Source organism: Streptomyces sp. NBC_00344 (assembly GCF_036088315.1).
Lineage (GTDB): Bacteria > Actinomycetota > Actinomycetes > Streptomycetales > Streptomycetaceae > Streptomyces.
In genome coordinates this window covers 1,044,431-1,058,529 of record NZ_CP107996.1, presented here as the reverse complement: position 1 = coordinate 1,058,529, position 14,099 = coordinate 1,044,431, and the positions used below count along the sequence as shown (strand labels likewise).

The following is a 14,099-nucleotide window of genomic DNA, read 5'->3' as shown; positions in this document are numbered from 1 at the left end:
ATGGGGGGATGACGATCAAGCTGACGAAGAAGACCCACGCCTGCATCCGGCTGGAGAAGGACGGGCGGACGCTCGTCATCGACCCGGGTGCCTTCAGCGAGGAGGACGCGGCGGTCGGCGCCGACGCCATCCTCGTCACGCACGAGCACCTCGACCACTTCAGCGAGGACCGGCTGCGTGCCGGACTCGAGGCGGCGCCGGCTGCCGAGATCTGGACGCTGCGCAGCGTCGCCGACCAGCTCTCCGCGGCCTTCCCCGGCCGCGTCCACACCGTCGGGCACGGCGACGCCTTCACGGCCGCCGGTTTCGACGTGCAGGTGCACGGCGAACTGCATGCGGTGATCCACCCCGATCTGCCGCGGATCACCAACGTCGGGTTTCTGGTGGACGGTTCGGTCTTTCACCCGGGCGACGCGTTCACCGTGCCCGAGCACCCGGTCGAAACGCTGATGCTCCCGGTGCACGCTCCGTGGAACAAGGTCTCCGAGGTGATCGACTACGTTCGGGAGGTCAAACCGCAGCGGGCCATCGACATCCATGACGTACTGCTCAAGGACATGGCCCGGGGGATGTACGACATGCATATCGGCAACCTCGGAGGCTCCGACCACGCCCGTCTCGCACCGGGTGAGTCCACGGAACTGTGACTGTCGGTCCCACCGGCTAGGTTTGGTGTATGCGCATCGCCACCTGGAACGTCAATTCGATCACCGCCCGGCTCCCGAGGGTGCTGGCCTGGCTCGAGAGCACCGGCACCGATGTGCTGTGCATGCAGGAGACCAAGTGCTCCGCCGAGCAGTTTCCGTCCGAAGCGCTGCGAGAGCTCGGCTACGAGTCGGTGGTCAACGCCACCGGCCGGTGGAACGGCGTGGCTCTGGTCTCCCGGGTGGGGCTCGACGATGTGACCTCGGGTCTGCCCGGTGGCCCGGACTACGAAGGCGCGCAGGAGCCGAGGGCGCTCTCGGCGACCTGCGGCCCGGTGCGCGTCTGGTCGGTGTATGTGCCGAACGGCCGCGAGGTCGACCACGCGCACTACGCGTACAAGCTGCAGTGGTTCGAGGCGCTCCGGGCCGCGGTCGCCGGTGACGCCGGCGGGCAGCGGCCGTTCGCGGTCCTCGGCGACTTCAACGTCGCACCGGCCGATGAGGACGTCTGGGATCCCGCGGTCTTCGAGGGCGCCACTCATGTCACCCCTGCCGAGCGGGCCGCGCTCGGCGCGTTGCGGGAAGCGGGCCTGGCCGACGTGGCGCCCCGCGCTCTCAAGTACGACCGCCCGTACACCTTCTGGGACTACCGTCAGCTCGCCTTCCCGAAGAACCGGGGCATGCGGATCGACCTGGTGTACGGCAACGAACCCTTCGCCGCGGCGGTCAAGGACAGTTATGTGGACCGTGAGGCGCGCAAGGGCAAGGGCGCTTCGGACCATGCCCCGGTGGTGGTCGATCTCGACGTATGAGCGTGCGCGATCCCGCGCGCCCTGTGGTGTGACGTGCTGCCGAATGCGAGGCTGAGTGGTGTGAATATCCCTTTCTTGGACAACTGGCGCAGGCGGCACGGCACTGAGCACGCACACACACTCACGGCGGCCATGAAGAAGGATCCGCAGGGTGTCGGTGAACTCCTTGCCGAGTGCGAGCTGCTGCGGGTCCGCGCGGGGCAGGAAGGGCTTCAACTCGACGACTCCCCGGAGTCGTTGGCCGCGCTCGACCAGCTGCCGCCGCGCTGGCGGGACGACCCGGAGGAGCTGCCCTGGCTGGGCAACGACGCCGGGCTCTATCTCGGAACCATCATTGTCAGGACCGTTCCGGGGGCGGTCTGGGATGTGTGGCCGGGCGGACAGCCGGTGGTGCGGCTGACGTCGGGGCGCGAGATCAATGTGGTGGAGGCCGGGCTCGACTGGGCGGTGGCCGGTGCGCCCGAGCTCTCGCAGGTCTACGGCGAAGCTGCTGAGGCCTGACAGCATCCCGATCGCTTTTCAATGCAAATACGGTTTATGCCCGATTTGAGCGTGTCGAGGATGAACCCCCTCAGTGCGGTGGTTAGTTTGCGCTGACCTCGACACAGCTGAGAGTGGGCAGGCCAGCGTATGGCGGTTGATCCGTTGATCGTGCTGAGTGACGTCAACAAGTTCTACGGGACGTTGCACGTTCTTCAGGACATCAGTCTCACCGTTGGTCGCGGGGAGGTGGTGGTGGTCATCGGCCCGTCCGGTTCGGGGAAGTCGACGCTCTGCCGGACGATCAACAGACTCGAGACGATCGAGTCCGGCCGCATCACGATCGACGGGAAGCCGCTCCCCGAGGAGGGGAAAGGACTGGCGCTGCTCCGTGCCGAAGTCGGCATGGTCTTCCAGTCGTTCAACCTGTTCGCGCACCGGACCGTACTGGCCAATGTCTCGCTCGCCCAGCTCAAGGTCCGCAAGCGCGCGAAGGCCGAGGCCGACCGGCGCTCCCGGGAGCTGCTGGACAGGGTCGGTCTCGCCTCGCAGGCCGACAAGTTCCCGGCGCAGCTGTCCGGCGGCCAGCAGCAGCGGGTGGCCATCGCCCGCGCGCTGGCCATGGATCCCAAGGCGCTGCTCTTCGACGAGCCCACGTCGGCGCTCGACCCGGAGATGATCAATGAGGTCCTCGAAGTCATGCAGCAGCTCGCCAGAGACGGCATGACCATGGTCGTCGTCACCCACGAGATGGGCTTCGCCCGGTCGGCTGCCAACCGCGTGGTCTTCATGGCCGACGGCTGCATCGTGGAGGACCGCACACCGGAGGATTTCTTCAGCCATCCCGAGAGCGACCGTGCCAAGGACTTCCTGTCCAAGATCCTCAAACATTGACGGGAGGCTCCCTGTTGCGTACGAGAAAGGCTCCGGCCGCAGTCCTGATCCTCCTGCTCGGCATGCTCGCCGCAGGCTGCGGCAAGGACGGCAGCCCGCCCGTCAACGGGCCAAAGGCCGGTCAACTGCCGCACTACAACGTCGTCACCGGCTTCAGGCTGCCCGGTTCGAGCACCTGGCGCACGGCGCACCGGCGCGGCCATCTGGTGGTCGGCGCCAAGGAGGACCAGCCCTATCTCGGTGAGAAGGACCCGGCCACCGGTCTCTACTCCGGTTTCGACATCGAGATCGCCAGGATGATGGCCGCGTCCCTCGGCTTCGATCCGAGCACGATCCGTTTCCGGACGATCGCGTCGGCCAACCGGGAGACCGCGCTGCAGAACGGCCAGATCGACTACTACGTCGGCACCTACACGATCAACGACCTGCGCAAGAAGCTCGTGGGCTTCGCCGGCCCCTACTACCTGGCCGGTCAGGGGCTGCTGGTACGCACCGACGAGCACGACATCCATGGTCCCCAGGACCTGGCGGGCAGGACGGTGTGCTCGGCCGCCGGGTCGACGCCGTACCAGCGCATCGCTGCCGACTATCCGGAGGCGAAGCTGGTCTCCTACGACACCTACTCGATCTGTGTCGACAACCTGCTGACCTATCAGGTCGACGCCGTCAGCACCGACGACGCGATCCTGCTGGGCTTCGCGGCGAAGGTTCCCGACGAACTGAAGGTCGTCGGCAAGCCGTTCTCCGAGGAGCCGTACGGAATCGGCGTCCCGCGCGGTGACAACGCGCTTCGATCGGCGCTCAACGACGCGCTGGAGGCGCGCGAGAAGAACGGCGACTGGAAGAAGGCGTACGACGTCACGCTGGGCCTCTCGGGGGCGCCGGCGCCAGCGCCGCCGCCCATCGACCGCTACCCGGCAACCTGAGGGGACCGGCCTCCATGGACGTACTCACCCAGAACTTCTCGCTCTACGGCAAGGGCTTTCTCGGCACCGTGGAACTCACCGTCTACGCCTCGGTCCTGGCGCTGCTGCTGGGGTTCGTGATGGCTTCGTTCCGGGTCGCTCCGGTCCGGTCGCTGCGGGCGCTCGGCACGGCCTGGGTGACCGTGCTCCGCAACACGCCGCTGACCCTGCTCTTCTTCGCGGTACTGCTCGGACTGCCCCGCTTCGGGCTGGTGCTGCCCTTCGAGGTCTTCGCGGTGCTCGCCCTGGGCTGCTACACATCGGCGTTCATCTGTGAGGCGCTGCGGTCGGGCATCAACACCGTGCCCACCGGCCAGGGAGAGGCCGCGCGCAGTCTGGGGATGACGTTCGGTCAGACGCTGAGCACCGTGGTGCTGCCGCAGGCCTTCCGCTCGGTCATCCCGCCCGTCGGTTCGACGCTGATCGCCCTGGCCAAGAACTCCGCTATCGCCGGAGCGTTCAGTGTCACGGAACTGCTCGGCACTTACAAGGTCCTCAACGAGCGGGGCTACAGCATCGTCTGGTCCTTCTTCTGGATCGCCGTCGGGTATCTGATCATCACGCTGGCGATCAGCGGGCTCTTCGCCGTGCTGGAAAAACGTCTGGGAGTCGCCCGATGACCCTTTCCCCGCACTCCGCCACGGCGCTGTACGACATCCCGGGGCCGCTCACCCGTAAGCGGCACTTCGCCTACGGACTGATCTCGACCGCCCTGATCCTGGCCCTGGTCGGCTGGATCGTCTATCTGCTCTTCGACACCGGCCAGTTCACCAGCCGGAAGTGGACGCCCTTCGAGTACAAGGGCATTCAGGAGCTGCTGCTGCGGGGCCTGGGCAACACGCTCAAGGCGTTCGCCTGCGCGGCGGTGCTGTCCCTGCTGTTCGGGGCGGTACTCGCCGTGGGCCGGCTCTCGGTGCACCGCCCGCTGCGCTGGACCGCCACCCTGCTGGTCGAGTTCTTCCGCGCCATGCCGGTGCTCGTGATGATTTTCTTCGTCTTCGTCGCGCTCAAGGTCCAGCCGTTGCCGGCCCTGGTCGCCGGACTGACGCTCTACAACGGTTCGGTGCTCGCAGAGGTGTTCCGCACCGGAGTCGGCAACGTGGAGCGCGGGCAGCGGGAGGCGGCGTACGCGCTCGGGATGCGCAAGACGCAGGTCATGTCGTACGTCCTGGTGCCCCAGGCGTTACGCGCGATGCTGCCGACCATCATCAGCCAGCTGGTTGTCGCGCTGAAGGACACATCGCTCGGCTATCTCATCACCTATGAGGAGTTCCTCCATGCAGGCAAGCTCATCGCGTCGAATCTCGACTACGATTTGCCGTTCATCCCCGTGGTGATGGTGATCTCTCCGATCTACATCGGGATGTGCATACTGCTTTCCTGGTTCGCCACCTGGGTGTCCGGAAGACAGAGGCGCAATCCCAAGACCGAGGCCGTGGAAGTGGGTCCGGCCGAACCAGGGACGCTGCTGCCGGGTGTGCAGTAGCTCGTAGGGCCATGCCCGCCCGGCAGCAGCCGGTGATCACTTCTCGCGCAGCGGGACCGACAGATACGACGGGTCGGACTCGGGTGAGGAGAAGGTCAGCTGCGCGCCGGTCGGGTTGTGCTCGATGTACAGCGGGTCGACAGTGTCGGTCACCAGGGCCAGATGGTGGCCCGCCGGCACGTCGTACGCAGTGGAGAACAGATCCAGGTCCACGGGGAACGGCCTGCCCGGCGTTTGTCCGTGGAAGGTGTACGGCGCATTGCTGACCAGCTTGCCGAGGCCGAGCGGGCCCACGTCGTAGAGATACGCGACGAGGGTGCCGCTCTCCTTGGTACTGGTGAGGGTGGTGTGCAGGGTGGCCGTACCGCGGATGTGCTGCTCGGCATGATGGCGACCGTCCTGCCAGACCGCTGCCCAGGCGCGCGGGAGCAGCGGGATCGACGCCAGCGGCGGGATCCTGAGGAACTGGTCCAGGGCGTTGGTGAGGATCGAGATGCCGCCGTCCGCGCCCGAGTCCACATTCGTGAGGATCTCTTTCGTGCCGTCGAGCGAGAGCCTTTCCTTGCTGTTCGGCACGGCGGCCCAGCTCGGGTAGCCCTCGTAGCCGCCGCCGGTACGCGATGCGAGCTGCACGGGCTGTTCGTGATCGATGCCGTTGGCATCCCCCTTGAGATAGTGGTCGAACCAGCGGTGCGCGTCGGTCCAGGTGTCGTTGGGCAGACCGAGCAGGCCGGTGGCCTCGGCCGTGGCATGGTCGCCCGGGCGGAGTTCGAGCCGCTTGGGACCGGTCAGCCGGTCGAAGAACTTCGCATAGCTGTTGGGCGGGAAGATGGTGTCGCCCCAGGCGTTGCCCATCATGACGGCCGGGCCGTTCTTGTTGATCCGGTCGAGATACGCGGCCGGGGAGCGCTTCTTCCCCCAGGCGATCATCTCCTGCTCCTTGGACAGATCCGAGCCGAGGAACGCTTTGAGCGTCCGGCTCAGTTCCGCACTGGGACGCCCGGTGATCTCACCCAGGCCCCCGAGCAGAGCGGCGGCCTGGCGGTGCTCGGTACGCCCGCTGTAGATCGAGTCGATGAGGTCGGCCCAGCCGCTCATCGCCACCACTGCCTTGATCCGCTTGTCGTGACCTGCGGCGAGGAGGCTGATGCCCGCCCCGTACGAGACGCCGCCCACGCCGATCCGCCGGGGATCGGCCGCCGTGTGGGCGAGCGCCCAGTCGATGACGGACGAGACGTCGGCGATGTCCGGCGGCCCGGCGGTCTCGATGCGGCCCCCCGAGCCCCAGAAACCCCGCGCGGTGTAACTGACGACCACATAGCCCGCGTCGGCCAGCTTCTTCGCCTGGGCCAGGTACTCGATCTGCGGTATCGCCCAGCTGGCCGGGAGGACGATCAGCGGGTACTTCGCCGCGCTCCGCGCCGTGGCCCCGGCCGGGGCGAAGACATTGCCCTTGAGCGTGATGCCACCGGAGCCCGGTATGTCGTGGAACTCCGGCCCGGCGGATGCCTGTGCGGCAGGTGCCGCCCGGTCCGGCTGCGCGGCGCCGGCCGCGGGTGCCAGGCCGAAAGTCGCTCCCGCGACAAGTGCCGCCACTGTGAGCACAGAGGCCGTGGCCGTACGGGGCTGTCCCATGAATCGCTCTCCTCGCTTGCACCCTTGCAGAGTCAGGAGTAGCTAACCGTCTGCGTTTACCTCTGGTAACTGGTCAGTAAGTTACGCGCGGGTAACGATTGTTGGACATGGCGTCAATGAGGCCTGGCCAGGCCTGCCCCGCTGCCCGCAATTCAGTGCGGCCTCTGGCGCAATCGCGTCGGAGGTTCCAAGCTCTCGGTGTGACGAATTCAGAGAGCGGAGCAGAGTCCGCGCGGACGGACATGACCTTGCGGCTCAGGGGGAAGCTGCAGTGGGTCCCGGTCGCGGCCGTGGTGGTGCTGGTCGCCTGGGTGCTGGCGATACCGCCGGTCGTCGACGGCGCGTACGGAGCGGTGGGCGGCACCCTGATGGTGATAGCGGGGATCTTCCTCGCCTTCTTCACCGTCACCTTTGTCGGCTACCTGGTGCGCCCGCTGCGGCTCACGGTGAGCGGCGAGGGTCTGACCGTACGGCTGCCGACCTGGCCGGCCAGGACCGTGCCCTGGTCCGCGCTCGCGCGTGTGGCCGACGAGACCGTCACCACGGGCGGCCGCACCAGCGCGTACGTCGTGGTGGACTTCACGCAGGGGACGCAGGCGCTGCCCCGGCTCTGCCGCCCGCGGTCGATGTACCGCAGGATCGCGCCCGCCATCGGCCGTGCCGAGGGAACACAGGGGCTCTGCATCGAAGAACAGGTCTTCGAGCTGGACGCGGCCGGCCTGCTGGCGGCGGTCAGGGAGCACGCGCCGGCGGACATGCCGGTCAGTGGTCCGCGCGGTGCGTCGTACGGGGAGCCGGAGCCGGGGTCTGCGCGGCGCGTGTGACATCCGCGATCAGCTCGACCACGTCGGGCCCGTACGCCTGTGAGTTGATGACCTTCAGCAGCAGGCAGAAGGACTTGTCGCCATGCTTGCGCGCCAGCTTCTCGTGGTTGCGGGCCAGATAGCGCGACGCCGCCTGATTGGTGATGGACTGCTGGCCGCAGAAGAGGAAGACCGGCCGCGCGCCGGATCCCGTGGTGAGGCGGGCCAGAAGGACATGGGCCACCCTGCCGCTCTCGAGGCGGTAGCGCTCGCTGCCGATCCGGAGGGCGCCGCGATCGGGCCCGGGTTCCACGTCGGTGTTGACATCGACACCGGGAAGGAGCGACTGGAGGTGCGCGGTCATCCGGCGGTTGGACGCCGGGCCGCCGACGCAGAACTCCGTACGCTCGCCTATGCCCTGTTGCGCGGTGTCGGCCGCGACGATCTGCGCGTGCGCACCGCAGTCCTTGATCAGGGCGGAGAGCTCCAGCAGTGCGAACACGTCATTGCGGGCCACCGCACCGTCACCGCCCGCTTCACGGTTGACGACCAGCAGGCACTCGGAATTCCCCGGCAGCCCGAAGAAGGCCTGCTTGCGGCGGAGTCTGCGCCGCCAGAGATACGTACGGGCGAGCCAGCCCAGAGCGGCGCTGATTCCGGCAGCGATCACGCCGAGCAGAATGTTGCGTACATCGTCGGTCACTGGGATCCACCTTGTGAAGGAACGGTATCTGGGGCGGCATGGTATCGACGTGTCCATGACCGGTGTGCGGCGGTCGGGCTAGGCTGCGCCTACATCTCTCCTCTGGAGGTCGTGGATGCATCCCCAAACTCTCCGGGCAGGGCGCCGGCACCCCACACGCGCCGCCCGGAAGTTCTCGTGCCTGGCCGTCGCCGTCGCCGTGGTGTCGCTCGGAGCGACCGCTCCGCATCCCGAAGCCGGCGCACCGCCGGGGAAGTCGCCGGTCGCCGTGGGCTACGGGGGAGCGGTGTCGAGCGTGGACGCGGACGCGTCCGCCGCCGGCATCGAGGTGCTCCGCAACGGTGGCAACGCGGTGGACGCGGCGGTCGCAACGGCGGCGGCACTCGGTGTCACGGAGCCCTACTCCGCGGGCATCGGCGGAGGCGGCTATTTCGTCTACTACAACGCCAGGTCCCACCGGGTGCAGACCATCGACGGGCGTGAAACAGCCCCGCACTCCGCCGACTCCTCCCTCTTCCTGGAGAACGGCAAGCCGCTGGCCTTCGCCGACGCGGTGACCAGCGGGCTGAGTGTGGGCGTCCCCGGAACGGCGGCGACCTGGGACTCGGCGCTGGACGCCTGGGGCAGCAAGCCGCTGAAGACGGTACTGAAGCCGGCCGAGCGGATCGCGAACGACGGGTTTACCGTCGACCCGACGTTCCGCGGCCAGACCCAGGACAACGCGGCGCGGTTCGCCGATTTCCCCGCCACCGCGAAGCTCTTCCTGCCGGGCGGGCAGCCGCCCACTGTGGGATCGACCCTGAAGAACCCCGATCTGGCCCGTACTTACCGGGAGTTGGGCCGTCAGGGTATCGGCGATCTGTACCACGGCGCCCTCGGACGCGACGTCGTCCGCACGGTGCGCCATCCCGACCTCGCTCCGGGTTCCACCCGAGACGCCCGCCCCGGTGACCTGACGGCGGACGACCTGCGGTCGTACCGGGCACTGCACCGCGAGCCGACGAAGGTCTCCTACCGGGGTCTCGATGTGTACGGCATGGCGCCGTCCTCGTCCGGCGGCACGACCGTGGGAGAGGCGCTCAACATCCTGGAGCGCACCGACCTTTCGAAGGCGACCCAGGAGCAGTACCTGCACCACTACATCGAAGCGAGCCGGGTCGCCTTCGCCGACAGGGGCCGGTGGGTCGGCGACCCGGCCTTCGAGTCGGTACCGACCAGGGAACTGCTCTCCCAGCGCTTCGCGGACTCCCGCGCCTGCCTCATCAAGGACGACGCGGTACTCACCAGCCCGCTCGCGCCGGGCGACCCCCGCCACCCCGCGGCGTGCGCGGCCGGCGGCACGGCGGCACCCACCACCTACGAGGGGGAGAACACCACCCATCTCACGGTGGCGGACAAGTGGGGCAACGTCGTCGCGTACACCCTCACCATCGAACAGACCGGGGGCAGCGGGATGGCCGTGCCCGGGCGCGGATTCCTGCTCAACAACGAGCTGACCGACTTCTCGTTCACTCCGGCGGACCCGGCCGTGCACGATCCGAATCTGCCCGGCCCGGCCAAGCGTCCGCGCTCCTCGATCTCGCCGACCATCGTGCTCGACGGTGGGAAGCCGGCTCTGGCACTCGGCTCCCCGGGCGGCGCGACCATCATCACCACGGTTCTTCAGACGCTGATCGGCCATCTCGACCGGGGACTGCCTCTGGTGGACGCCATCGCGGCGCCGCGTGCCAGCCAGCGCAACGCCGCGACCACTGAGCTGGAGCCCGCCCTCTACGACAGTCCGCTGCGCAGCCGGCTGGAGTCGCTCGGTCACTCGTTCAAGCTGAACCCGGAGATCGGTGCGGCCACCGGAGTGCAACGGCTGCCGGACGGCCGCTGGCTGGCGGCCGCCGAGCCGGTACGCAGAGGCGGAGGGTCCGCGATGGTGGTGCATCCGGCCGGGCGGCCCTGACGTGAAGGCGCGGCCGGCCGTACCGGAGCCGGGCCGCGCCGCACCCGGACACGACGGGTCATCGCCGAAAACCGTCCCGTAGCGCCGCCGTAACACTGCTGCGGTCGAATGGCCCGCCATGACGGTGAGCCAACTCCCGGCGGAAGCCGATGCGTTCGCACGGTATCTGCGAGACCTGACGGCCGTGCTCGATCCGGCCGACGGCTGGTGCGGCGTGTTCTGGCGGCGTGATCCCGAGGGGATGCGGGCCTGTCTCGACGGCAGCGAGATCCCGCCCTGGGACGTGGTCGATTCGCTGCTCCAGGATCTCGCGGCGCTCCGGGGGGAGGAGACCGCCCGGCGAGCGGCGGAACGGGCCGGGGGGCTCTACGCGGCCTCGGCTGCCGCACATGACCGGAGCCCCGGCGGATCGGAAGCAGTGCGCGAACGGCTGGCGCTGATGCTCGGCGAGCAGGCTCGTGCGTCGCGGCGCGAACGGGAACTGGAGCACCGGCTGCGGGTGGCGGACGACGCCGAGGCGCAGCGGCTCGGCGCCGAACTGGCATGGGTGCGCGACGACGGCCGGCGGGCCGCCGCCCGGTGCGCGGAGCTGCGCGAGCGCCTTACGGCAGTGCCGGCCGTCGGCCAGGGCCCCAGGCCGGCTGCGTCCCGGGGGCCGGGCGAGCGTGGTGCAGGTGCGACGGCCGCTCCGGCCCCCGCGGAGCCCGTGGCCGGAGCCGAGCCGGACCCGCCCCGGCACCGCCCGCGCGGCGCCAGGTTCGCCGGGCTCGACGACGAGGGCAGCACGGCGGCGGCCCTGCCGTCGCCGCCCGAGGCACCCGTCGCGGAGCCACGCGGTGCCAGGTTCCGCGGAGCGCCCCGTGCGGCCGGCCGGGAGCGGCCGCCGACGCGGCAGCAGACCGCGGACCCCGCCGCCCTGCGCGCCGCCACTCAGGTCGTCGGCCGGCTGTCCCGGCTGCGCGCTGATGGCCTCAGCGGCGAGGCGCACGCCGTGCTCTGCCAGGCCGCTCTTCTGCCGGCCGGCGCTCTGCCGGTGCTGGCGGCCGAGCTGTCGAGGGCGGGACTCGAGGCCGACTGGGCCACTCTGCTCTGGGAGGCCGCGTCACTGCCTCCCGAGCGGCTGGCCGCGGTCGCGGGCGCGCTCACCGCGGCGGGCCTCGGCGAGGACTGCGGGCACATGCTGCGTCAGGGCGCCGCCCGTCCCGCCTCCGAGATCGCGGATGCGGTCATCGCCCTCGGCGCCGCCGGCCGTGACAGCGAGTCGCTGGCGCTGCTCGGCGCGTTCGTGCGGGCGCACCCGCCGGAGGAGTCGGTCATGATCGCAGAGCGTGATCCGCGCACTCTGGTGCCCCGGCTGCTCGCAGCTGCTGCGACGGCCTCCCCGGCCCATGAACGCGATGTCTCGCGTGCACTACGGGTAACCGGGCTCACAAAATGATCACTGCCGAGAGCTGAAGTGATCAGCGATAGGCGATACATGATCGACTCTGCCGGTTAACGGCGATGGTCTTGCCCCTGTGTGTGACGGGGCTTACGTTCTCCTCCTACGCAACCTGTCTACGTGCGTAGAACGTTCGTGGCGCCCTGTTGAAGGAGCTGCTCATGTCCCATGTCGTACGCGCCGCACTGGTCCAGGCCACCTGGACGGGCGACACCGAATCCATGATCGCCAAGCATGAGGAACATGCGAGGGAAGCAGCCCGCAGGGGTGCGAAGATCATCGGATTCCAGGAGGTCTTCAACGCTCCTTACTTCTGCCAGGTGCAGGAGCCCGAGCACTACCGCTGGGCCGAGCCGGTGCCCGACGGGCCGACGGTCCGCAGGATGCAGGAACTCGCCCGTGAGACCGGCATGGTGATCGTCGTCCCGGTCTTCGAGCTGGAGCAGTCCGGCTTCTACTTCAACACCGCCGCAGTCATCGACGCCGACGGCTCGTACCTCGGGAAGTATCGCAAGCACCACATCCCGCAGGTCAAGGGGTTCTGGGAGAAGTACTACTTCAAACCGGGAAACCTGGGCTGGCCGGTCTTCGACACGGCCGTCGGCAAGGTCGGCGTCTATATCTGCTACGACCGCCACTTCCCCGAGGGCTGGCGTCAACTGGGCCTGAACGGAGCTCAGATCGTCTACAACCCCTCCGCCACATCACGTGGTCTGTCCGCCCATCTCTGGCAGCTGGAGCAGCCGGCTTCCGCGGTCGCCAACGAGTACTTCATCGCCGCCATCAACCGCGTCGGTCAGGAGGAGTACGGCGACAACGACTTCTACGGCACCAGCTACTTCGTGGACCCCCGGGGGCAGTTCGTCGGGGAGGTCGCCGGAGACAAGGAGGAGGAACTCCTCGTCCGTGACCTCGACATGAGCCTGATCGACGAAGTGCGCCAGCAATGGGCGTTCTACCGGGACAGGCGCCCCGACGCGTACGAGGGCCTGGTGCAGCCGTGACCGATCTGTACAACAGGCACCGTGCCGTCCTCCCCGACTGGCTGGCGACGTACTACGAGCATCCGATCGAGATCACGCAGGGCGAGGGCCGCCATGTCTGGGACACGGACGGCAACCGCTACCTCGACTTCTTCGGCGGCATTCTCACCACCATGACCGCACACGCGCTGCCCGAGGTGACCAAGGCGGTGAGCGAGCAGGCCGGCCGGATCATCCATTCGTCGACCCTGTACCTGAACCGCCCCATGGTGGAACTCGCCGAACGGATCGCGGCGCTGTCCGGGATCCCGGATGCCCGGGTCTTCTTCACCACATCGGGTACCGAGGCCAACGACACGGCTCTGCTGCTGGCCACCGCGTACCGCAGGTCCAACCAGATCCTGGCGATGCGCAACAGCTACCACGGGCGCTCCTTCACGGCCGTCGGCATCACGGGCAACCGCGGCTGGTCCCCGACCGCGCTCTCCCCGCTCCAGACGCTGTACGTCCATGGCGGTGTCCGCAGCCGCGGCCCCTATGCGCAGCTCAGCGACGCCCGGTTCATCCAGGCATGCGTGGCCGATCTGGAGGATCTGCTGGGTCAGACCCGTGACGTCGCCGCGCTGATCGCCGAACCGGTCCAGGGCGTGGGCGGTTTCACCGCCCCGCCGGACGGACTGTTCGCCGCGTTCCGGGAGGTACTCGACCGGCACGGCATCCTGTGGATCGCCGACGAGGTGCAGACCGGCTGGGGGCGGACCGGCGACCACTTCTGGGGCTGGCAGGCGCACGCCGAGAACGGACCGCCGGACATGCTCACCTTCGCGAAGGGGATCGGCAACGGCATGTCCATCGGCGGGGTCGTGGCCCGCGCCGACGTGATGAACTGCCTGGACTCCAACTCGATCTCGACCTTCGGCGGCTCCCCGGTCACCATGGCCGCCGGGCTGGCCAATCTCACCTATCTGCTGGAGCACGACCTGCAGGGCAACGCCCGCCGCGTCGGCGGACTGCTGCTGGAGCGCCTGCGGGCCGTCGGAGCCCAGTCCCCCGTGGTGCGTGAGGTGCGCGGCCGCGGCCTGATGATCGGTGTCGAGCTGGTGAAGCCCGGCACCGACGACGCCAACCCGGAGGCTGCGGCGGCCGTGCTGGAAGCGGCCCGCGAGGGCGGCCTGCTGCTCGGCAAGGGCGGCGGCCACAACACCAGCGTGCTGCGTATCGCACCTCCGCTCTCGCTCAATGTCGCGGAGGCGGAGGCGGGCGCCGCCATCCTCGAACAGGCCCTGCACACCGTGTAGTCAC

General features: G+C 68.8%; 14 protein-coding genes. 12 read left to right on the top strand and 2 right to left on the bottom strand.

Annotation, left to right across the window (positions count from 1 at the left end; translation table 11 throughout):
• Positions 1–8 precede the first annotated feature (8 nt).
• From OHS16_RS04835 to OHS16_RS04805, 7 genes are all read left to right on the top strand, one after another.
• A complete protein-coding gene (locus OHS16_RS04835; protein WP_328535907.1) occupies positions 9–647 on the top strand; it encodes an MBL fold metallo-hydrolase in 639 nt (212 codons plus the stop codon).
• 29 nt (positions 648–676) lie between these two features.
• The gene (locus OHS16_RS04830) at positions 677–1,456 is read left to right on the top strand and encodes an exodeoxyribonuclease III (protein ID WP_328535906.1); all 780 of its coding nucleotides are present in this window, start codon (positions 677–679) and stop codon (positions 1,454–1,456) included.
• A 60-nt stretch (positions 1,457–1,516) separates the two neighbouring features.
• A complete protein-coding gene (locus OHS16_RS04825) occupies positions 1,517–1,957 on the top strand; it encodes a DUF6278 family protein (protein WP_328535905.1) in 441 nt (146 codons plus the stop codon).
• 129 nt (positions 1,958–2,086) lie between these two features.
• Positions 2,087–2,830, top strand: coding sequence for an amino acid ABC transporter ATP-binding protein (locus OHS16_RS04820; protein ID WP_328535904.1), 744 nt, complete (start codon positions 2,087–2,089; stop codon positions 2,828–2,830).
• A gap of 62 nt (positions 2,831–2,892) precedes the next feature.
• Positions 2,893–3,756, top strand: a complete 864-nt coding sequence (locus OHS16_RS04815) for a glutamate ABC transporter substrate-binding protein (RefSeq protein ID WP_328540718.1) — start codon at positions 2,893–2,895, stop codon at positions 3,754–3,756.
• Between the two features lie 14 nt (positions 3,757–3,770).
• Positions 3,771–4,415 (top strand): amino acid ABC transporter permease, encoded by a 645-nt coding sequence (locus OHS16_RS04810; protein WP_328535903.1) that lies wholly within the window; start codon positions 3,771–3,773, stop codon positions 4,413–4,415.
• The gene (locus OHS16_RS04805) at positions 4,412–5,281 is read left to right on the top strand and encodes an amino acid ABC transporter permease (protein WP_328535902.1); all 870 of its coding nucleotides are present in this window, start codon (positions 4,412–4,414) and stop codon (positions 5,279–5,281) included. The genes OHS16_RS04810 and OHS16_RS04805 overlap by 4 nt, the downstream gene beginning before the upstream one ends.
• Before the next feature lie 36 nt (positions 5,282–5,317).
• Here the strand turns inward: OHS16_RS04805 and OHS16_RS04800 are convergent, their stop codons facing one another.
• Complete coding sequence (locus tag OHS16_RS04800; RefSeq protein WP_328535901.1) at positions 5,318–6,916, bottom strand: alpha/beta fold hydrolase; 1,599 nt, start codon at positions 6,914–6,916, stop codon at positions 5,318–5,320.
• A gap of 200 nt (positions 6,917–7,116) precedes the next feature.
• Here OHS16_RS04800 and OHS16_RS04795 point away from each other — a divergent pair, with 200 nt between their 5' ends.
• Positions 7,117–7,740, top strand: coding sequence for a hypothetical protein (locus tag OHS16_RS04795; protein WP_328535900.1), 624 nt, complete (start codon positions 7,117–7,119; stop codon positions 7,738–7,740).
• Here the strand turns inward: OHS16_RS04795 and OHS16_RS04790 are convergent.
• Positions 7,679–8,422: a hypothetical protein gene (locus OHS16_RS04790; RefSeq protein ID WP_328535899.1), complete on the bottom strand. Its 744-nt coding sequence runs from the start codon at positions 8,420–8,422 to the stop codon at positions 7,679–7,681. The two genes, OHS16_RS04795 and OHS16_RS04790, sit on opposite strands and share 62 nt — an antisense overlap.
• A gap of 115 nt (positions 8,423–8,537) precedes the next feature.
• Between OHS16_RS04790 and ggt the strand changes: the two genes are divergently transcribed.
• The 4 genes from ggt (at position 8,538) to OHS16_RS04770 (ending at position 14,095) form a co-directional block, all read left to right on the top strand.
• Complete coding sequence (gene ggt / locus OHS16_RS04785) at positions 8,538–10,373, top strand: gamma-glutamyltransferase (protein ID WP_328535898.1); 1,836 nt, start codon at positions 8,538–8,540, stop codon at positions 10,371–10,373.
• Between the two features lie 118 nt (positions 10,374–10,491).
• Entirely contained in the window at positions 10,492–11,811 is a 1,320-nt protein-coding gene (locus OHS16_RS04780) for a hypothetical protein (RefSeq protein ID WP_328535897.1), read from the top strand.
• Positions 11,812–11,975: 164 nt separating this feature from the next.
• Positions 11,976–12,818 carry a nitrilase-related carbon-nitrogen hydrolase gene (locus OHS16_RS04775; protein ID WP_328535896.1) on the top strand — a complete coding sequence of 281 codons (843 nt, stop codon included), beginning with the start codon at positions 11,976–11,978 and terminating at the stop codon, positions 12,816–12,818.
• Positions 12,815–14,095, top strand: a complete 1,281-nt coding sequence (locus OHS16_RS04770) for an aspartate aminotransferase family protein (RefSeq protein WP_328535895.1) — start codon at positions 12,815–12,817, stop codon at positions 14,093–14,095. The genes OHS16_RS04775 and OHS16_RS04770 overlap by 4 nt, the downstream gene beginning before the upstream one ends.
• Positions 14,096–14,099: the final 4 nt, after the last annotated feature.